We start from the raw sequence: 19,448 nt of genomic DNA on the forward strand, positions 1-19,448 counted from the left end.
AACGGTAATTTAACTCAACTTTTAACGTTGACACTGCGAACAATATGTCGTCGTCCGCTGCCCTTGCTTTGTAGAACGGAGTGGACGAGCACACACAACACATGGCTTCTTAGTTCTTCCGTAGACTTTTAACTCTTGCTGAAAATAACCCGGTTTTCCATCTTCTCGTGTGAAGTCTCTTAATGTCGTTCCGCCGCGTTGGATTGCTTCGGATAAAATCACTTTAATAGCAGTGACTAGTAATTCGTATCGCGCAAAGGATATTTTTCCAGCCGCACGAAGTGGATGAATCTTACTAGTGAATAAGGCTTCGGTAGCATAGATATTTCCCACGCCCACCACCACATGAGAATTCATAATAAATTCTTTCACAGATATACGTCGGTTACGCGAAGCCTCATATATATGTTTAGCAGTAAAGTCTTCGTCTAATGGTTCCGGGCCTAATGACACTAATAGTTTGTGAGAGAGCGGATTATTGTTCGTCCAAAGGACGGCGCCAAAGCGGCGCGGGTCGTGTAGGCGCAATATATTTTTTTTAAATACCACATCCACATGGTCATGTTTTTGAGCAGATGCGGTTGTCTCTGTGACGCGCAAACTGCCAGACATTCCCAGGTGAATAATTAATGTGCCCGACTCGGTTTTGAGTAATAAATATTTTCCGCGTCGGTTAACTGAGGTAATGACTTTTTGGCTCAAATTTTTGTTTAGTTGGCTGGGAATAGGCCAGCGTAATTTTTTAGTGCGAGTAATAACAGATAAAACCTTTTGCCCATTGATATGTGGTTCTATACCACGTCGTGTTGTTTCTACCTCTGGGAGTTCTGGCATAACAGTGACGTTATAGGATGGGGATTATCGCGAGTGCTTCTATTTCTACAGATAAATCTGAACGACACATATCACCCTGTAAATAGTAGACTGGTGCACTTGGCCCTAATATTTGTTGGATGTGTGTGCATACCGTATCTATATCATTTGGGTTTTTGATATAGATCTTGAATTGAGAAAAATCTCGTAAGGTAATCGCTGTCATATTCTGTTCGTTGACGGCAGTAGAAATCAACTGTTCTATGTTGGATAAACAAATTTCAGTCTGCCGATTAATGTCGCCTGCATATTGAGTGTCATGCCCAGTAATGCTTGCAGTACCTGAGACAAATAATATTTCTTGAGAGTGATTGCGGTGTAATAGAGCCCGAGAAAATAACGGCGGATCCTGGCTATAAATAGAAGGATAGTCGAACGCGCTGACCTGTTGAGCATTTTCAATACCTATTCCTGATTGTTTGGCGGCAATAAAGAAAATTTGCATGCTCGCTTGTTGCGTTCCAATAACAGTGGCTGCGGGGTAAACTTGCTCAGTTAAGGATTGTTGCTCATAAGCACGTGATCTCCCGGAACAAAATAGCTGATAATTATTTGAGCCCGCATAACCATCACTCGTGATGCCAGAGAAAAAATTCCAAGTACGCACCAGGTAGGGATAGTCACAAGCATGCATTTGTTCAAACATCGCGGTGTACGCTGCCTCGGTAGCTTGGTCAATTGGCAAATGAGAGAACAATGATGTTGGTACACAAGCTAATAGATATTGGTCATTTTGGAATAACTCCCAGCCATCAGGGTGGTTAGTATTATTAATTGCACCTTGCCATGATTCAAAAATTTGTTCTGATTGTAAGGAAGGAATAGCGACATTTGTCAGTGAGTGAATAATGTTATCCGCAGGCTCATTGCTATATCTCACTGTAAAAAACTCATGTAAGCCACTCACAATGTCTGTGCTGACATTGATATTCAGTGCTTCGCTAACCGATCCGTGTGTTATCGCAGAGGTATTCATATTAATTTCTTGGTTTAATGCTTATGGCGTCGCCAACGTATTACAAGACCTGTTCCAACTAAAAGGCCTGGAACAAGAAGTAATAATATTAGAGCAATGAATGTTACATCCTTGTCTCCTAGCTCTAAACTTTGATCTGGCGCTGCTCGGTGTGTAATGGAGAGTAACTTATCGTCCTCAGTTAGCCAATTTATTATATTCAAGCTAAGTTCAAAGTTGGCACCAAAACCAATATAGCCATTGGCTATAAAGTCAGAGTCACCGATGACTATCACACGTTGTTGCTGTTCTTTATGTTTGCGCGATAAAGAAAGTCCAATCGTAAGAGGGCCTTGTGTGTCACCAATATCTTGCTCGTATTTTAACTTATCTGTATTTATCTCTCCAACTTCGGCCCAAGAACGCTCTAGCGATCTAAAAAGTGTATGTGCTTGCCAGTCAGAACCAGTTTGATGTCTCATTGCACTAGCGAAAGGAAATAGCAAATGCGTTTTTAACGTTTCTGTGATGCTATGTTTATGAAATTCCGTCACGGGAATCACGGCAGCATGTTTAATGCCCAGTAATATGCGTAGTTTTGTATTGGCATCAATAACAACGCCTGGGATGAGGGATAAGCTTAATGATTCATCTAGGCTAGAGAAGTAATTTTGTTTGGCAGGGTCGCGCAACCAAAGTAAATTGCCGCCGTTTTCTAAGAATTCTTCGATTAGCTTGAGTTCGCCGCCTAAATAAGCGTTTCGTGCCCCAGCGATAATCAATACTTTAGTGTTGTCAGGAATTACCGCTTGAGACAAAAGGTTAATTGGTTGAACTTTAATGCCGGTTTTATTTAGCTCACTGACTAATTTGCTTAACCCATTATTACCTGCATCCAGTGGGTCACGTTCGCCGTGACCTTGAATTACGGCTATCCAAGTGTCTTCTTTTCTCGCGACTTTAAATAAAGCGCTTGTCATTTCTTGTTCGTTAAGACGATTAATAAATGCGTCATTCTCTGCATAAGATATTTTGAGTTCACCCTGTTGACTGAAACCCATATCAATCAGTTGGTCACTGGACAATTGATTATCAACAAACTTTAATGAGATATCTTGTTTGAATCGTTTATATTTATCGATAAAGCGGATGACTTGTTGCCGGGTTTTACTGTCGCTATCGAAGTATGCTTGTAATGAGACAGGGCCATCCAACTTTTGTAGTAATTCAATGCTGGATTCATTAATGGTATTCCGTGAGCCCGCCGTCCAATCGGATTGCCAGTTGTTTAAGCTGTTTAGCCATAGCAAACAAAAGCCAACGACTATGCATAGCAAAGAGTAAACATATAAGCAGAACTTGGCGCGACGTTTGTAGTTAAAATTTGGCAAAATCACTAGTCTCTTTTGAAACGCAAATAGATAATCGACAAGACGCTGAACATTAACGTCACGATAATAAAATAAAACACATCAACGCTAGTGATTAACCCAGATAGCGGCGAGAGCAGATGAGAGAAGCTCGATATATGCAAAAATAAATTACTGGCACTTTGTTCTGAAGTAGCCGAGTAAAATAATATGAAGGAGAAAAGAAACATTCCCAAGCAACTGAGCAACGTAAACATGATATTTTGAGTCAGCATCGCAATCCATACACATATCGCCGCATAACTTATTTGAAACATCAACATGCCTAGAATACCTGCTGCAATCTTGCCCCAATCCAAATTAACGATGCCAGACATGGTGAGCGGGAATATTAAATTTAGAAGTGCAAAACCAATAGCAACAGAAGCAATAGCTAATAACTTGCTGGTAATAATGGTTGTGCATTTAATCGGCGCGCAGCTTAGTAAAGTATTTTGACGGCGAATTTTTTCTTCTGTTATCACGCGTAATGTAAATATAGGCATCATCAATGCGCCAATTATTGAGCTCCAAAACAACATAGGGTAAAACACAGAATCGGTCACGCCTGGTGCATTGTCATTGCCAGCAAACTTGACCTGTATGTCTAGGTGAAAATTATTCAGCAAGACTAAAAATAATAATGCAATAACAATAAAAGTTAAGCCTAGCACTATCCATACTAAAGGCTGCATCCAAATACGGCGTAATTCATTTAATAAAATATTGACTGCCACCATGTTAGTGAATACCTCTTAATACTTCAGAGACGAATACATTTTCCAATGTTTCACGAATATCGTAGATTTCCACTAAGCCCCAATGATTTGATTGTGACATGGCGAGTAAGTCAATTTTTACTTTATCTAAATCTTCGCTAATTACTAATTCAATAGTGTTGTCATTGATGGTATGTACTTTCTCTATTGCATGAATATTATTTAACGCGCCAATTGGAGGTGTGATGTTAAAGCGTGCACGCACTCGAGTTGCCTGTTGAAGGTCGTCGATTTTTTTACAAAATACTGTGCTACCTTGTTTGAGCATATGTACACGATCACAAATTTGTTCAACATCATTTAAATGATGAGTAGATAATAAAACGGCTGCATCATTGCGTAAGTGCAGAATAAGATCACGCATCTCATGAATTTGAGTGGGGTCTAATCCATTTGTGGGTTCATCAAGGATAATTGCTTTTGGTTCATGGATAATCGCTTGAGCAATGCCGATCCTTTGTTGATAACCCTTAGACAATTTTTTAATTAAGCGGTTACCCACTGACTCTAACTCGCAAAACGTTTTTACTGCTTGGACACGCTGACGTATTTGCTCTCGGTTCATAGAACGGATACTTGCGCAGTAGCTTAAATATTCATTCACACTAAGGTCGTCATATAATGGTGCTGTATCAGGGAGATAACCTAAGCATTTTTTTGCTTTTAGTGGGTGTAAATTTAAATCGATGTTATTAATTGTGATTTGCCCTGAATCGGGCGCTAGTTCACCACTCAGTAATCGCAAAGTGGTTGTTTTGCCAGCGCCATTAGTTCCTAACAAGGCCATGACTTCACCATGGCCTAAAGTTAAGCTAAGCGCCTTAACCGAAGATTGTTTCCCATAATGGTGGCTAACGTTTGTTGCCTGAATAATTGCTTGCATAGAGATTAGCTAAATTTAATGAATTCGAAAAACATGCCCGAGTTGGTTGGAATTGATACAGGTGGAACATTTACGGATTTCATATTATATAAAAATGAATCATTTGTTAGCTATAAAATTCCTTCTACCCCGAATGCTCCAGAACAAGCCATTACAGCAGGATTAAAGCATCTAAACATTAATTTGACAGATGCGCATTTGGTTCATGGTACTACGGTTGCCACAAATGCGCTGCTAGAAGGTAAGGGCGCTAAGACGGCATTTATTACTAACCGTGGTCTTAAAGATTTATTGCATATTGGAAGACAAACACGAGATCAGCTATATAGTTTATGTCCTTCACGAAGCCGTCAACTTGTAGAAAAATCATTGTGTTTTGAATTAGACGCTCGAATTCAAGCATCGGGCGACCCACTTCAACCTGTTTCTCAACAAGAACTACAAACACTTAAGACAACACTTGCCTCTCAGAATGTAGAAGCGGTTGCCATTTGCATGCTTTTCTCATTCTTAAATGATACCCATGAGCGTGAAATTGAAGAAGCTTTAGAGAAAGACTTATTTGTTTCGTGTTCCAGTCAAATCCTTGCTGAACAACGCGAATATGAGCGAGCAGTTGTCACATGGTTGAATAGTTATCTGAGTCCTATTACGCAACGATATTTGCACAATTTACAATCAACACTAACGACACCATTGCATGTAATGCAAAGCGATGCGACTACTATGCCGGCTATTAGCGCAGGTACACAAGCAGTGCGACTATTGTTATCAGGCCCTGCTGGAGGTGTGGTTGCAGCAACCTCTATTGCAATAAACAGCGGACATGAAAAACTACTAACTTTAGATATGGGGGGAACATCTACTGATGTTTCGTTAATTTATCAAAAGCCCAGTTATACCAATGATGGCCATGTGGCGGAGTTTCCTTTGGCCATTTCGATGCTGGATATTCATACCATTGGCGCGGGTGGTGGTTCGATTGCTCGCATTGATGACGCCGGTGGGTTACATGTAGGCCCAGAGTCTGCAGGTGCTCAGCCAGGGCCGGCTTGTTATAGACTTGGTGGAAATGAGGCGACAATCACTGATGCCAACGTTGTGCTTGGGCGCATACCTGTGAATCAAATTTGGACTAGCGGATTGCAATTAGACTATCGATTGGCTCAAAAGGCGTTACAGCCTCTAGCTGATAAAATGAATTGCACCATAGAAGAGGCGGCATTGGGCATTGTCGAATTGGCCAATGCACATATGGCGCAGGCATTAAGAGTAATTTCAATCCATCGTGGGCATGACCCCAGTGAATTCAGCTTATTTCCGTTTGGTGGCGCAGGTGGTTTGCATATGTGTGCTGTAGCTGAGCAATTAGCCATGCCTAGTATCTTGGTGCCGGTCAATGCAGGTATATTATCTGCACAAGGTATGTTGAGTGCGCCAGTGGGCCAGATGGCTTCAAAATCGATATGTCGATTATGGTCTAACTTAGATCAAAAAATGCTTACGGGATTGCTCGGACAGTTAAAGCACGAAGCAGAAAAACAACTTGCGGCAGTAAATATTGTTCCTAATCGAGTCAGTCAATGGTTAGATTTACGTTACCAGGGCCAATCTAGTGCGATAAGCCTTCCATGGTGTGGCGACGAGATAGTATTAGAGTTTCAACAAGCTCATTATAAGCGTTTTGGGTTCAGCTTATCGGCAGATAATATTGAGGTAGTGACTGCTAGAGTATGGGCGTATAAGGATAGTAATACACCAGATGTATTATCAGTTAGGCAGGGCCAACCTTTGCAAGTCAAAGAGTATGTAGAGGTAGTGGGGGTGTCTGAACCTGTCCCAGTGTATAAGCGTAATCAGTTAGTTGTTAGTCAAAAAATTACTGGTCCGTGCATCATCTTAGATCATTCTGGTACGCTCTATGTTGACAGACATTGGCTTGGAATTGTTAATCCACAGGGGCATATTCATCTGCAATTGAGTGCTGATTGTCCTTAATTTGGTGAATTTCTTGCCGACTATCCCTATGCCCACGTATGATTTGCCAATAGCGATCTCGAGGATACTTAAGGAATTTATTGTATGTTAGATGGAATATTACAGTTGCCATGGTGGGGAGATTTAATCTGTGTATTAGTTGCGACACATCTTACGATTGTGTCGGTGACACTATACCTGCATCGTTGCCAAGCTCATCACGCCATTACCCTACACCCTTTTCTAAGCCATATATTCCGTTTCTGGATATGGTTTACCACGGGTCAAAATACTAAAGAGTGGGTTGCAGTTCATCGTAAGCATCACGCCTGTACCGAAGGTGAAAATGATCCGCATAGCCCTTATGTGCACGGAATCAAGAAGGTGCTTTTTGAGGGTGCTGAGTTATATCGTATCTCTGCCTTTGATCCACAAGTAAGTCAAGAATATGGTCATGGCACACCCGAAGACTGGGCAGAGAAAATCTATAAACGTTATAGCTATACTGGCATGGGTATTTGTCTAATCGTTTATCTCACATTATTTGGTCCTATTGGTCTCACTTACTGGGCTATTCAATTAGTTTGGATTCCTTTTTTTGCTGCGGGTTTAGTCAATGGGGCTGGCCATTACTGGGGTTATCGTAATTTTGAACCACAAGATGGATCTACTAATCTGACTAATTTCGGAATTATTATTGGTGGTGAAGAACTACATAATAATCACCATGCTTATCCTAGTTCGGCGCGATTTTCAGTTCACTGGTGGGAATTTGATATCGGCTGGATGTACATTCGATTTTTAAGTGCATTGGGCTTAGCTGAAGTTAAGAAAGTGGCGCCTAGACCAAAGCAAGCAAGTCTCCCGGTTGAAAAAGAGCTACTCGATCTTGAATCGGTACGCGCTATGCTAACGAGCAAGCTTCATGTCATGGCCGATTACGCAAAGCTGGTGACATTACCTGTGCTAAAAGCAGAAATTGGCCAAGCGGATGGCAATTACAGAAGAGCACTGAAGCACGTACAAAAAGCCATTATTCGAGAACGTAGTCTAATGACAGCACCACAGATTGATCATCTAAACCAAATATTGCGCGATAATCTGCAGCTAAAAACGGTTTATGATTATCAACTGCGCCTGACAGAAGTGTGGACGCGTAAATACAAAAGTAATGAGGGAATGCTAAAAGCCCTAGCTGAATGGTGTCAGGAAGCAGAGGAAACAGGGATTCGGGTATTAGTAGAGTTTGCTCGGTCTTTGCGAAGTTATTCGCTACAACCTATTTACAACCACGCCTAGCTTTAATAGCTAGGTGTATTGATAGCCTTTTATTTAATTTTAGCTTCTTTGTAGATTACGTGCTTGCGAACCACGGGATCGTATTTTTTGATTTCCAGTTTATCAGGCATGGTGCGCTTGTTTTTAGTGGTGGTGTAGTAGTGACCAGTATCTGCTGTAGAAACTAATTTGATTTTTTCTCGCATGTCTATATCTCAGTGGTTTAAGCAGATTCACCGCGAGCGCGTATGTCTGCAAGTACAGCATCAATGCCTTTTTTGTCAATAATTCGCATACCCTTAGTAGATAAACGCAATTTGACCCAACGGCCTTCGCTTTCTACCCAGAATCGATGGGTGTGTAAATTTGGAAGGAATCTTCGGCGCGTTTTATTATGTGCGTGCGAAACGTTGTTTCCTGCAACAGGTCGCTTACCGGTAACTTGGCATACTCTAGACATTGTAAAATTTCTTGTGTTTGTATATTACGTATGGGCGGCGTACCTTAACAGAAAGGTATATGGTAGACAATATATATAGGCGACTGAATCGCCGCTCGCTGACGAGATAATTAAAAAGGAAACCCAGCTCGACTATGGACACAGTATTTATACGTGATTTAAGCATGGATGCCGTTATCGGCGTATTCGGGTGGGAGCGGCAAGTCCACCAGAAAATTACCATTAATTTAGAAATGGCAACCGATATTTCGAAAGCTGCAGAGACAGATGATCTAGAATATACCCTTGATTATAAAGCGATTTCTCAACGGATTCGGGTGCTAGTGGATGAGAATCAACCAAAGTTGGTTGAGACCCTGATTGAGCTTATAGCGACAACGATAATGACTGAGTTCAACATTCCATGGTTACGAATTACCATCGCTAAGCCTGGGGCAGTTAGGGGTTCAGCGGCAGTGGGAGTAACGATAGAACGAGGAGAACGAGCCTAGGGATGGTCAAGGTATACATTGGTATTGGCAGCAATATCGACAAGCAAATTCACATTCCCCAAGTACTCGAAGAACTTGCTGAAGAGTTTGGTGAACTTGAAGTTTCTCCTATCTATCAAACTGTTTCAGAAGGATTTGACGGAGATGATTTTCATAATCTAGTGGTTGGCCTGGAGACAGATATTTCCCCACAAGAGATGCGCCACTACTTACGAGAATTAGAGGCCAATCATGGGCGTGTGAGAGATAGTAAAAATCAATTTGTTTCGAGAACAATCGATTTGGATCAGTTGTTATATGGTAAATCACAAATTAATAAAGACGGCGTTCACGTACCTAGTTCAGATATCACTAAATATGCTTTTGTTCTCAAGCCATTAGTCGATATCGCTGGCGATATGCGTCATCCAATACTGAAAACATCATTTGCTAGATTATGGGAAGATTTTAATAAACAGGAAGTCGAGTTAAGACTAGTTAAATAGGCTTATATTGAATGCTTGAATCTTAATTAGATTCAGCAGCTAAATTTACTTGTCATTAAAGATATGTTTCAAATCCAGTAGTAAAGAAGTCATTAAGAATGATTCATTAGGGAATTCAAATTTGTCATTTTTAATCGGGTACTTTTTACTTAAAAGTGAGCGTATGCTGGGATCAATTTTATCTAACTCAAGAAAGTACATAGACCAATCAATAAATTCTGGCTGAACAATACTTTCATAGCTAAGTAATTCAACTTGATCATGCCTAGGGTCTTTTACGATTTTGCAAAACAATTCATTAACAAACTGCGATGGCCCTTCTAATAACTGTAGAAACCTGTTATAAGAAAGAACTAAGATCCCATGTATACCTAACCTTCTATTGTTGTTTGAGGCGGCATTAGAAAGTTTAGATAATGGCCCTGACGCAAGAGTTTGTTTTTTAGCGATACTCCTATAAATTAGACGGCATGGGGTCATTGTTAATATGTACTATAATTCATATTTACAAACATAGTACCACTATCTTAATAGTTGTGTGGTTAGGTTAGTTGCTTAGAGTTCTACCACCATCTACGGCAATTATCTGCCCTGTTATGTAGTCAGCCGAAGTTGCTAAAAACCAAACGGTGTCAGCAACATCTTTTGGACTACCCTCCCTTTTCAATGCGGTTCGCTCAATAATTTCTTTATGCATAGGCTCATAATCTTTTATTTCTGGCCACATAATTGCTCCAGGTGAAACTCCGTTAACCCTCACATCAGGGGCCAATTCACGCGCTAGTGATTTGGTCAACATTCCTAAACCGGCCTTGGCAATACAGTAGACGGTGTAACCTTTTAGTGGGCGGTCAGAATGAATATCAACAATATTGATGATGCAACCCTTTTGCTTGGTCAACGATGGTGCTAAAGCTTTACTTAGAAATAGCGGTGCTTGAAGGTTTACACCGATTAAATCGTTCCATGTGTCTAAGCTGATATCATTTATGGGTGTGGGATAAAATGTAGATGCATTATTTACTAGTATATCTAATCTCCCCCATATTTTTATTATCTTCTTAGAAAATGAGTCCAACTGCGAAACATCAAGTAGATTAAATTGAATCGTGGCTACGCTATCCTTGCGTACTGAATTGAGTTCATCAGCGATGGCCTTAGCAGCATTTTGTGAGCCATTGTAATGTAGTATCACACGCAGACCTTCAGCATGGAGTTTCCTTACTACTTCAACACCAATGCGCTTTGCAGAACCTGTGACTAAAGCAACGTGACTAGATGAGTATTCCATAAATAATCCCAACGATTTAAATTTTGTTTAATGTACCATATCGTCATGAGTAGTTTATTGCCGACATTCCCATGGGTTGTGCATTATGCAGGTTGAAATGCCAATTCCTTCTGATTCAGAAAAACAACGCAGTCGACGTTGCCAACAAATTATTGTGGATGAAATAAAACACAATCAACAGCCCATTAGCTTCCAGCGCTACATGCAGCTTTGTTTGTATACAGAGGAAGTGGGCTACTACGAGAGTAATAGCGATATATTTGGTTCAAAAGGTGATTTTACCACTAGTCCAGAGAACGGTAATTTCTTTGCTGTAGCATTTGCAGCACATATAAATAAAATCAAACAACAATTAAACACATTTTCTGTGATTGAGGTAGGTGCTGGAAGTGGTAAATTTGCGGCAGATTTAATCCAAGCAATGAAGCAGAATGATTGTTTGCCACAGTGTTATTACATTGTTGAAAAAAGTGCTGCATTGAGACGTCGACAGAAACAATATTTGGCAAGTGCACAATCTGATTGCAATATCGTTTGGATTGAGAATTTAGACGAGCCGATAGAGTGTGGTGTAGTGATTGCAAATGAGGTACTTGATGCGCTACCGGTAACTCTGGTTTCTGTGTTAAAAAATAGTGTCTCAGAGCGATGCGTGGCTCTGGATGAAAAAGGCGATTTACGGTTTGTTGATATTCCGGCAATAGAGTATTTATCAAATCTAATTGGCGAACGATTACCTTCATCAGTGTTAAATAAATCTGGCAGTCCATATCAATGCGATATAAATCTACTATTAGATGATTTCATTCAGCAAATTACCTCATTTGTGAAACAAGGGATATTTTTTTATATCGACTATGGCTATGCTCGACACGAGTATTATCATGAACAGCGCTCAATGGGCACACTGATTTGTCATTATCAGCATGTAGCAAATGAACAGCCGTTGCTATGGCCAGGCCTCCAAGATATTTCGTGTAATGTTGATTTTACTGCGTTAGCGGAGGCGGGGACACATTGTGATTTGCAAGTTAATAGTTATAGTACACAAGCACATTTTTTGTTAGCAAGTGATGCCCTGGAAAAATATTTGACTGAGGATAAATATGTGAACGTTATTGAGCGTAAGGCAGAAATTAAACGCTTAATGATGCCTGCTGAAATGGGGGAGCGATTTCAAGCGATGGTGCTCACTAAAAATATCGATTTTAAATCTAATCAATTCACAACTAAAAACATGCTTCACCGCTTATAAATTTTTATAAAATGGATTTAATACAAATAATTGCATTAGGATTTATCCAGGGGCTAACTGAGTTTTTGCCAGTCTCTAGCTCAGCGCATTTGGTGCTAATATCAATTGTGATGGGATGGAAAGATCAAGGCCTATTGATGGATGTTGCTGCACACGCAGGTAGCCTGGTTGCAGTAATGTTTTATTTTCGCAAAGAGTTGCAAGCAATGGTTCGCGCCATATTGAAACCCAGAGCTGCAGAGAACCAAGAAACATTGAGGCTAATTTCAGCAATAATAATTGCCACTATTCCTATTGTTGTTGCAGGTTTGTTGTTGGCTGATTTTATTGAGCAATATCTACGTAGTGCATACGTTATTGCTATTACTACAATACTCTTTGCACTCGCGTTGGCATATGCGGATAGAATCGGTAAAGAATTGCACGATGAATATAAGCTTTGCTGGAAGGGCATTATATTTATAGGCTGTGCTCAAGTATTTGCTTTGATACCGGGCACTTCTCGATCAGGGGTTACCATGACAGCGGGGTTAATTATGGGCCTGTCTAAGGTGGCTGCAGCACGATTTTCTTTTCTACTCTCGATTCCTACAATATTAGCTGCAATTTCATATAAATCTATGAAACTAATGTCTTCCACAGTAGAGGTTGATCTAACTGCAACATTTTGGGTGTTCTTGATATCGGGCATTGTTGCTTATATATGCATAGAAGCATTTGTTAGGCTGGTGAATATTATAGGCATGATGCCTTTTGTGATTTATCGAATTATACTGGGCATATTATTGTTCGCATTCATATAGCTAATGCATTAATTGCATCTTCGATAACTTGTTTGCGCGATTCCACCAAAGCATTCCCGAATGCTTTTCCATCTAATTGTTCTTGCTGCTTTGGTTGTAGCTTAACAGCATTTAATATTGGAACAATATTAGATAAAAAATCTAAATCTGGCGCAGATGGGTAATCAAATAAACCCAACATGGCTTGCATGCACTGAAGGATATGAATACAACGTTGTTGTCGACGAAAAGCATCCAAGCTTTGTAAAAGCCCGTAAATACTTCCACTATTTTTTGATAATGCATTGCGGCAATCGTTGAAGTAGTAAGTTGTTAAATTAGAAAATTCTTGTAATGAAATCGGACAGGCAAAATTGTTATGTATGTTATTAATTGTTTGCACACTAAACTCTTCGTCATGCTTGCTTGCCAACATGATTAATCCTACATACTTAAATTCATAATCACTAATATCACGTAATTTTGGTAAAGTTAGTAATGCATCGCGGGTTTGCAAAGCAACTGCGAGAGGAGCTGCAATTTTTTCTAATGCGCCTATCTGAAATAGAATGAGAAAATATATTTCCGGATGAATGGTTTCTAAAGCACGTTTAGTTTCCTGCCATATGCGTTCTTTAGAGAGCTGTTGTAATTCATTGCTATGACTAATCGCTGACATTAAATCTAATGTCTTGGCATCAATGGTAAACCCGAGCTGCCAGAATCGAGCAGCAAACCGGGCTACTCTAAGTACACGTAATGGATCTTCTATAAAAGCAGGAGAGACGTGACGCAAAATACGATTTTTAATATCTTCTTGTCCTCCATAAGGGTCAATTAGATTGCCATACTCGTCTTCTGCAATGGCATTTATGGTTAGATCGCGTCGTAGTAAATCTTTTTCTAATGGAATATCAGGGGAACTAAATACTTTAAAGCCTTTATGCCCTGTTCCAGATTTCCGTTCAGTGCGTGCTAATGCATATTCTTCTGAAGATTCAGGGTGCAAAAATACAGGGAAATCTTTGCCAACCTGGCGGAAACCCAGACCGATCATCTCTTCAGGTGTCGAACCTACCACTACCCAGTCTCGTTCATGTACTGGTAGACTCAACAAGCGGTCGCGTACTGCGCCTCCAACCAAATATTTTTGCATTATTTATCTGCCAACTACATTGTGTGCCATAAAAGTATTCTAACTCGAATTATAGTCTTAGGTAGCCTGTTGCAATTAACTGCTTGCTCAACACTCGGTTATCTTGCTCATACAAGCCATGGTCATATGAAGCTTATGAGCGATAGGCAACCAATAGCCCGTTTGTTAGAAGACGATTCTCTGGATCAAACACAGGCTGAACAATTTAAAACTATCTTAGCTGTACGCGAATTTGCTATTCGCCAATTACATCTCCCTGACAATGAAAGTTATACCACTTATGTCAATCTTAAACGTGATTATGTAACTTGGGTAGTATTTGCAGCACCACAACTTTCATTGCAAGCAGAGTCATGGTGTTTTTGGATTGTTGGTTGTGTGCCTTATCGGGGTTATTTTGATGAACGCAAAGCCAAACAATTTGCAGAACAACTTCGAAAAAAATCTCTAGATGTTTATATTGCACCTGTGCCTGCCTATTCAACATTGGGGTGGTTTAGCGATCCAGTATTAAGCAGCATGCTGAATAGAGGAGAAGTTGCAACTGCCGAGTATATTTTTCATGAGTTAGCACATCAGCAACTGTATATAAAAAATCATACTAGCTTTAACGAGGCCTTTGCCACTACTGTCGGTCGCTTGGGCGTAGAGACATGGTTACAGTCAGAAAATAAAACAGTGCAATTAAAACAATACCAACAAATTCAACAAAACAAACAAGAAATTTATGAGATCGTTGAACAGTTGAAGTTGCAGCTTAGTGACATCTATGAGTCGTCATTGACTGATGAGAAAGAAAAGGTACACCTTAAACAATCTGCTTTTGCTGAGTATAAGAAAATGATTGTTAGCAAAACTAAGAAATGGAAGCATCAGCAAAAATATCAGCAGTGGCTTATGGATAATATGAATAATGCAAAATTAAATTCATTTTCGACATATCAATCTTTGGTGCCTGCATTTATATCTCTTTTTGAACGTTGCAATAGAAACTTTGCTGATTTTTATGTAGCAGTTCAAAGCACTCAAGCCTTAAGTGATATGCAGCGAATTGAATTCTTACACAAAGCGAAGTGTCATTCGGAAATTTAGTTTTTGCTCAGATAAGTAGGAGCAATAGCCTGCAAAGGAGTGGTACATGAGGCGCATTGATTGCAAACGCTATCTAGCTTTAAAGAATTAAAGTTATCTTTTGAGAAAGGCTTGCCTGGTACATACTCAAATACGGTTGCTTGAAATTTCGATAAGAATTTTGGTAGACCAAGAACAGTACGTTTATATCCGCAAATATTGGCGGTATATTGCACTAGTTCTTTAAGGCTATAAATATTTGGCCCGCATAATTCGAAGGATTGATTGTAGGTTTTTTTGTCATTTATGGACTTAATCATTTGCTTAGCCACGTCACCTACGTAAACAGGGGCAAAACGAGCATTTGCACAGGCGAGTGGAAATATCCCTGGGACAATTTTAAGTAAATTGGCAAATCGGTTTAAAAAATTGTCACCTTCGCCAAAAATAACTGAGGGCTTAAAAATGGTATAGATCACCTCTTCACCTGCGAAGGTTTTAAGGTAGTTTTCAGCCTTGCCTTTACTGCGCAAATAATGGCTAGGAGCATCTGCATCTGCATTTAATGCACTCATTTGTAGCAATCGAGGTATATTGGCCTGTTCGCATGCATTCAATGCTAGACGCGTGATACCCACATGGACTTGATGGAACTCTTTGCCATCATTACCTTTTTCATTAAGAATCCCGACCAAATTAATGAGTGCTTCGCAACCTTTTAGGTGCGCTGCCAGTGTGTTAACTTGATAGTCATTAATTTGAATTATGGAAAGTGATGGTAATACCTTGAGATGCCGACACATATCTATATTGCGTGTAAGCACTTTTACTGAGTATCCTGAGGCGATTAATTGGGCGCAAATTTCGCTGCCCACAAACCCGCTTCCGCCGATGATGCCGATTAAACCTTTAATTGCCATAATGTGAGAGTATAACTTGGTATTTGATGTCTCGTCTGTGAATAACTGCTGACTGTACAGGTTAAGACTAGGCTTGTTTTCATTGTAAATATGCGTTAAATATACAATTAAATCTCATCAGAGTCCGTATAAATCCAACATCTTAAGTTAGGGAGCGTCCATAAGTGAGTGACAATATCACGCACATCACAGATTCATCATTTGAACAAGAAGTATTACAGAGCGATGTACCGGTGCTTGTCGATTATTGGGCAGAGTGGTGTGGACCGTGCAAAATGATAGCGCCAATACTTAATGAAATAGCGGCAGATTACGAAGGTAAACTCAAAATTACTAAGCTGAATATCGATGATAACCCAGCGACACCACCAAAATTTGGTATTCGTGGAATACCAACACTGATGATATTTAAGGGTGGTGATGTGCAGTCAACTAAGGTGGGTGCACTATCAAAATCACAGTTGACTGCGTTTATAGATCAGAGTATTTAAAACGCGGACTGAAGGGCGATATTTGTAGTAGTTTTACTAGACGCCCTTAAAAATTAGTGCTAACTTGGGGCTATTACGCTACCTGGTAGCGCCTTGCCAAGACCGATTCCTAATTTTTACATAACAAAATAATAGCATTTCTATTACTAAAGAACCGGCTACGTTCGGCAAGTAAACAAATATCTAAATCTCAAATGACGTAATCGTTAGTTTGAGTTCAATCAAAAAGTTCTTTTTTAATACCCCCAACTAATATTTCACTTAAACCAAAAATCTAATATATGAACCTCACCGAACTTAAAGTTAAATCCGCCGCAGAGCTCGTCGAGCTAGCAGGAACAATGGGCATCGACAATATTGCCCGCATGCGCAAGCAAGACATTATTTTCACAATCTTAAAAGCACATGCAAAAAGTGGTGAAGATATTTTTGGTGATGGAGTATTGGAAATTTTACAAGATGGATTTGGCTTTTTACGATCTGCAGATTGTTCATATCTAGCAGGGCCGGATGATATTTATGTCTCACCTAGCCAAATTAGGCGATTTGGTTTGCGTACCGGCGATACTGTTGCTGGAAAAATTCGGCCACCTAAGGACAGTGAGCGTTATTTCGCCATGCTTAAGGTCGACAAGATCAATTTTGATACACCTGAAAACGCTAAAACCAAAGTTTTATTTGAAAATCTAACACCATTACATCCAGATGAACTTCTTAACTTAGAAAGAGGTAACGGTAGTACTGAGGATATTACGGCGAGAATAATTGATGTTTGTTCGCCAATTGGTAAAGGCCAGCGTGGCTTAGTGGTTTCACCACCTAAGGCTGGTAAAACTATCATGCTGCAGAATATTGCTCAGAGTATTACGGCTAATCATCCCGAGTGTTACTTAATTGTATTGTTGATTGATGAGCGTCCTGAAGAAGTTACTGAAATGCAACGCATGGTTCAAGGTGAGGTAGTATCTAGTACCTTTGATGAACCGGCTAGCCGTCATGTACAAGTAGCTGAGATGGTCATCGAGAAAGCTAAACGCCTTGTAGAACATAAACGTGATGTAGTGATTTTATTGGATTCAATTACGAGACTTGCCCGCGCATACAACACTGTTGCACCATCTTCTGGAAAAGTTTTATCGGGCGGTGTTGAAGCAAATGCCTTGAATAGACCTAAACGATTCTTTGGTGCAGCACGAAATATTGAGGAAGGTGGTAGCTTAACCATCTTGGCAACAGCGTTAATTGATACTGGTTCTAAGATGGATGAGGTTATTTACGAAGAATTTAAGGGCACCGGCAATATGGAAATCCATTTAGATCGTCGTGTAGCAGAAAAACGTATTTACCCTTCACTGAATATCAATCGCTCGGGTACACGTCGTGAAGAATTATTGATTGAGCCTGAGGTACTTCAAAAGATGTGGATCTTGCGCAAGTTCTTACATTCAATGGATGAGATAGAAGCAATGGAATTCATGCTTGGGCGAATGCAGTCAAGTAAGAATAATATTGAGTTCTTTGATGCAATGAAACGCTAGTTTGAAAATCAATTAATAAAGATAAGTAGAAATTTAAATTTCAGCGCTAATTGTAAACCTATAATTAACGCTATTTAATCGCTTTAAAACCTATATCGTCTCGATAGTAGACATCTTTCCAGTTAATGGACTTTACGTCTTGATAAGCATTCTGTTGTGCAGATTTAATATCATCACCTAAAGAAGTAACGCATAATACACGTCCGCCCGAAGTTGTAATGCTGCTGCCTTTTAATGTGGTTCCAGCATGAAAAACTTTTGTGTGTTGTGTATTCACATTTTCAATGCCACTGATTGATTCACCTTTCTCGTAACTAAAGGGATAGCCGCCGGCGGCCATTACCACGCCAAGGGCTGTTTGAGGATTCCACCTTAAATTAGTTTCCTTTAATTGATTGCGTGCAGCATCCCAGCATAGTTCAAATAAATCGCTTTGTAAGCGCATCAAAATTGGTTGTGTCTCTGGGTCACCAAACCGGCAATTAAACTCAAGAACTTTGGGTTCGCCTTGCGCAGTTATCATTAAGCCGGCATATAAGAATCCTTGATACGGATGACCTTCATCAATAAAGCCTTGAACTGTTGGGCGAATAACGTCAGAAATAATTTTGCTATGGAGTTCCTCAGTTACTAATGGTGCTGGAGAGTATGCGCCCATTCCACCAGTATTTGGGCCTAGGTCACCATTGTCACGTGCTTTATGGTCTTGAGAGCTGGCAAGCGGAATCACAGTGTCATGGTCTACAAGGCAAATAAAGCTAACTTCCTCGCCTTCAATGAATTCTTCTATGACAATTTTTTTACCAGCTTCTCCATGTGCGTTACCTGTCAACATTGATTCTACTGTGGTAACTGCTTCATTATTATCTTGAGCTATGACAACACCTTTTCCTGCGGCCAGACCATCTGCTTTAATAACAATCGGAAAGGATTGATTTGATAAGTAAGTTATAGCTTGGGACACATCGGTAAATTCTTTATAGTTCGCTGTAGGGATATTGCAGTGATGCATAAACTGTTTAGCAAAGCTTTTTGAGCCCTCTAGTTGGGCGTTGAACTGTTTTGGTCCAAAGATAGTTAAGCCAGCTGATTTAAATTGATCGACAATTCCGGCAACCAGAGGTGCTTCTGGCCCAACCACAGTCAAATCAATATTGCTATCTTTAGCAAATGTAAGTAGTGAATTAATATCGTCACTAGAAATATTTATATTTTCAATTCCATCTTCTAAAGCAGTGCCAGCATTTCCAGGTGCGACATAGACTTTATGAGTATTTGGTGATTGAGCAAACTTCCAAGCAAGTGCATGTTCTCTTCCGCCACTGCCAACGACTAAAATATTCTTCATATAATT

At 40.0% G+C, this 19,448-nt stretch carries 21 protein-coding genes; 9 read left to right on the plus strand and 12 right to left on the minus strand.

The annotated features are described in order from the left end of the window. Positions 1-21: 21 nt before the first annotated feature. From mutM to R8G33_10330, 5 genes are read right to left on the minus strand one after another with little or no spacing between them, the layout of a single operon-like run. Positions 22-834: a bifunctional DNA-formamidopyrimidine glycosylase/DNA-(apurinic or apyrimidinic site) lyase gene (gene mutM, locus R8G33_10310; GenBank protein MDW3096053.1), complete on the minus strand. Its 813-nt coding sequence runs from the start codon at positions 832-834 to the stop codon at positions 22-24. A 10-nt stretch (positions 835-844) separates the two neighbouring features. Beyond that, positions 845-1,849: a hypothetical protein gene (locus R8G33_10315; protein MDW3096054.1), complete on the minus strand. Its 1,005-nt coding sequence runs from the start codon at positions 1,847-1,849 to the stop codon at positions 845-847. Positions 1,850-1,863: 14 nt separating this feature from the next. Beyond that, a complete protein-coding gene (locus tag R8G33_10320; protein ID MDW3096055.1) occupies positions 1,864-3,219 on the minus strand; it encodes a GldG family protein in 1,356 nt (451 codons plus the stop codon). 5 nt (positions 3,220-3,224) lie between these two features. After that, the gene (locus R8G33_10325) at positions 3,225-3,977 is read right to left on the minus strand and encodes a hypothetical protein (GenBank protein MDW3096056.1); all 753 of its coding nucleotides are present in this window, start codon (positions 3,975-3,977) and stop codon (positions 3,225-3,227) included. Position 3,978: 1 nt separating this feature from the next. After that, a complete protein-coding gene (locus R8G33_10330) occupies positions 3,979-4,899 on the minus strand; it encodes an ABC transporter ATP-binding protein (GenBank protein ID MDW3096057.1) in 921 nt (306 codons plus the stop codon). 18 nt (positions 4,900-4,917) lie between these two features. Between R8G33_10330 and R8G33_10335 the strand changes: the two genes are divergently transcribed. After that, the gene (locus R8G33_10335; GenBank protein ID MDW3096058.1) at positions 4,918-6,897 is read left to right on the plus strand and encodes a hydantoinase/oxoprolinase family protein; all 1,980 of its coding nucleotides are present in this window, start codon (positions 4,918-4,920) and stop codon (positions 6,895-6,897) included. 84 nt (positions 6,898-6,981) lie between these two features. Further along, positions 6,982-8,175 (plus strand): fatty acid desaturase, encoded by a 1,194-nt coding sequence (locus R8G33_10340; GenBank protein ID MDW3096059.1) that lies wholly within the window; start codon positions 6,982-6,984, stop codon positions 8,173-8,175. A 29-nt stretch (positions 8,176-8,204) separates the two neighbouring features. On the opposite strand, the gene rpmG is transcribed toward R8G33_10340, so the two are convergent. Both rpmG and rpmB read right to left on the minus strand, forming a co-directional pair. Further along, entirely contained in the window at positions 8,205-8,360 is a 156-nt protein-coding gene (rpmG, locus tag R8G33_10345; GenBank protein ID MDW3096060.1) for a 50S ribosomal protein L33, read from the minus strand. Positions 8,361-8,377: 17 nt separating this feature from the next. Beyond that, positions 8,378-8,614, minus strand: coding sequence for a 50S ribosomal protein L28 (rpmB, locus tag R8G33_10350; protein MDW3096061.1), 237 nt, complete (start codon positions 8,612-8,614; stop codon positions 8,378-8,380). 134 nt (positions 8,615-8,748) lie between these two features. Between rpmB and folB the strand changes: the two genes are divergently transcribed. Beyond that, positions 8,749-9,105, plus strand: a complete 357-nt coding sequence (gene folB, locus R8G33_10355) for a dihydroneopterin aldolase (GenBank protein MDW3096062.1) — start codon at positions 8,749-8,751, stop codon at positions 9,103-9,105. A gap of 2 nt (positions 9,106-9,107) precedes the next feature. After that, a complete protein-coding gene (folK, locus tag R8G33_10360; GenBank protein MDW3096063.1) occupies positions 9,108-9,590 on the plus strand; it encodes a 2-amino-4-hydroxy-6-hydroxymethyldihydropteridine diphosphokinase in 483 nt (160 codons plus the stop codon). A 45-nt stretch (positions 9,591-9,635) separates the two neighbouring features. Here the strand turns inward: folK and R8G33_10365 are convergent, their stop codons facing one another. Then, entirely contained in the window at positions 9,636-10,070 is a 435-nt protein-coding gene (locus tag R8G33_10365) for a BLUF domain-containing protein (GenBank protein ID MDW3096064.1), read from the minus strand. 67 nt (positions 10,071-10,137) lie between these two features. Continuing rightward, positions 10,138-10,881, minus strand: coding sequence for a pteridine reductase (locus R8G33_10370; protein ID MDW3096065.1), 744 nt, complete (start codon positions 10,879-10,881; stop codon positions 10,138-10,140). Positions 10,882-10,978: 97 nt separating this feature from the next. Between R8G33_10370 and R8G33_10375 the strand changes: the two genes are divergently transcribed. Continuing rightward, entirely contained in the window at positions 10,979-12,136 is a 1,158-nt protein-coding gene (locus tag R8G33_10375) for an SAM-dependent methyltransferase (protein ID MDW3096066.1), read from the plus strand. 11 nt (positions 12,137-12,147) lie between these two features. After that, a complete protein-coding gene (locus R8G33_10380) occupies positions 12,148-12,939 on the plus strand; it encodes an undecaprenyl-diphosphate phosphatase (GenBank protein MDW3096067.1) in 792 nt (263 codons plus the stop codon). On the opposite strand, the gene R8G33_10385 is transcribed toward R8G33_10380, so the two are convergent. After that, a complete protein-coding gene (locus R8G33_10385) occupies positions 12,932-14,074 on the minus strand; it encodes a multifunctional CCA tRNA nucleotidyl transferase/2'3'-cyclic phosphodiesterase/2'nucleotidase/phosphatase (GenBank protein ID MDW3096068.1) in 1,143 nt (380 codons plus the stop codon). The two genes, R8G33_10380 and R8G33_10385, sit on opposite strands and share 8 nt — an antisense overlap. A gap of 21 nt (positions 14,075-14,095) precedes the next feature. Here R8G33_10385 and R8G33_10390 point away from each other — a divergent pair, with 21 nt between their 5' ends. Then, positions 14,096-15,166: an aminopeptidase gene (locus R8G33_10390; protein MDW3096069.1), complete on the plus strand. Its 1,071-nt coding sequence runs from the start codon at positions 14,096-14,098 to the stop codon at positions 15,164-15,166. Here the strand turns inward: R8G33_10390 and R8G33_10395 are convergent. Further along, the gene (locus R8G33_10395) at positions 15,163-16,065 is read right to left on the minus strand and encodes a complex I NDUFA9 subunit family protein (GenBank protein ID MDW3096070.1); all 903 of its coding nucleotides are present in this window, start codon (positions 16,063-16,065) and stop codon (positions 15,163-15,165) included. The two genes, R8G33_10390 and R8G33_10395, sit on opposite strands and share 4 nt — an antisense overlap. Positions 16,066-16,229: 164 nt before the next feature. On the opposite strand from R8G33_10395, the gene trxA reads away from it, so the two are divergent. Further along, the gene (gene trxA, locus R8G33_10400) at positions 16,230-16,556 is read left to right on the plus strand and encodes a thioredoxin TrxA (protein ID MDW3096071.1); all 327 of its coding nucleotides are present in this window, start codon (positions 16,230-16,232) and stop codon (positions 16,554-16,556) included. 281 nt (positions 16,557-16,837) lie between these two features. Continuing rightward, complete coding sequence (gene rho / locus R8G33_10405; GenBank protein MDW3096072.1) at positions 16,838-18,094, plus strand: transcription termination factor Rho; 1,257 nt, start codon at positions 16,838-16,840, stop codon at positions 18,092-18,094. A gap of 70 nt (positions 18,095-18,164) precedes the next feature. On the opposite strand, the gene purD is transcribed toward rho, so the two are convergent. Further along, positions 18,165-19,442 carry a phosphoribosylamine--glycine ligase gene (purD, locus tag R8G33_10410; GenBank protein MDW3096073.1) on the minus strand — a complete coding sequence of 426 codons (1,278 nt, stop codon included), beginning with the start codon at positions 19,440-19,442 and terminating at the stop codon, positions 18,165-18,167. Between the last annotated feature and the right edge of the window lie 6 nt (positions 19,443-19,448).

The sequence above is a fragment of the Gammaproteobacteria bacterium genome, from assembly GCA_033344735.1.
GTDB lineage: Bacteria > Pseudomonadota > Gammaproteobacteria > UBA4575 > UBA4575 > UBA1858.

Bases quoted from the DNA above. Each gene is read 5' to 3' on its own strand.
- R8G33_10380 (MDW3096067.1), top strand. From the start codon at position 12,148: ATGGATTTAATACAAATAATTGCATTAGGATTTATCCAGGGGCTAACT.
- rpmB (MDW3096061.1), bottom strand. From the start codon at position 8,614: ATGTCTAGAGTATGCCAAGTTACCGGTAAGCGACCTGTTGCAGGAAAC.
- R8G33_10385 (MDW3096068.1), bottom strand. From the start codon at position 14,074: ATGCAAAAATATTTGGTTGGAGGCGCAGTACGCGACCGCTTGTTGAGT.
- rpmG (MDW3096060.1), bottom strand. From the start codon at position 8,360: ATGCGAGAAAAAATCAAATTAGTTTCTACAGCAGATACTGGTCACTAC.
- rho (MDW3096072.1), top strand. From the start codon at position 16,838: ATGAACCTCACCGAACTTAAAGTTAAATCCGCCGCAGAGCTCGTCGAG.
- R8G33_10365 (MDW3096064.1), bottom strand. From the start codon at position 10,070: ATGACCCCATGCCGTCTAATTTATAGGAGTATCGCTAAAAAACAAACT.
- folB (MDW3096062.1), top strand. From the start codon at position 8,749: ATGGACACAGTATTTATACGTGATTTAAGCATGGATGCCGTTATCGGC.
- R8G33_10325 (MDW3096056.1), bottom strand. From the start codon at position 3,977: ATGGTGGCAGTCAATATTTTATTAAATGAATTACGCCGTATTTGGATG.
- R8G33_10395 (MDW3096070.1), bottom strand. From the start codon at position 16,065: ATGGCAATTAAAGGTTTAATCGGCATCATCGGCGGAAGCGGGTTTGTG.
- R8G33_10315 (MDW3096054.1), bottom strand. From the start codon at position 1,849: ATGAATACCTCTGCGATAACACACGGATCGGTTAGCGAAGCACTGAAT.
- R8G33_10335 (MDW3096058.1), top strand. From the start codon at position 4,918: ATGAATTCGAAAAACATGCCCGAGTTGGTTGGAATTGATACAGGTGGA.
- R8G33_10330 (MDW3096057.1), bottom strand. From the start codon at position 4,899: ATGCAAGCAATTATTCAGGCAACAAACGTTAGCCACCATTATGGGAAA.
- folK (MDW3096063.1), top strand. From the start codon at position 9,108: ATGGTCAAGGTATACATTGGTATTGGCAGCAATATCGACAAGCAAATT.
- mutM (MDW3096053.1), bottom strand. From the start codon at position 834: ATGCCAGAACTCCCAGAGGTAGAAACAACACGACGTGGTATAGAACCA.
- R8G33_10370 (MDW3096065.1), bottom strand. From the start codon at position 10,881: ATGGAATACTCATCTAGTCACGTTGCTTTAGTCACAGGTTCTGCAAAG.
- R8G33_10340 (MDW3096059.1), top strand. From the start codon at position 6,982: ATGTTAGATGGAATATTACAGTTGCCATGGTGGGGAGATTTAATCTGT.
- purD (MDW3096073.1), bottom strand. From the start codon at position 19,442: ATGAAGAATATTTTAGTCGTTGGCAGTGGCGGAAGAGAACATGCACTT.
- R8G33_10375 (MDW3096066.1), top strand. From the start codon at position 10,979: ATGCCAATTCCTTCTGATTCAGAAAAACAACGCAGTCGACGTTGCCAA.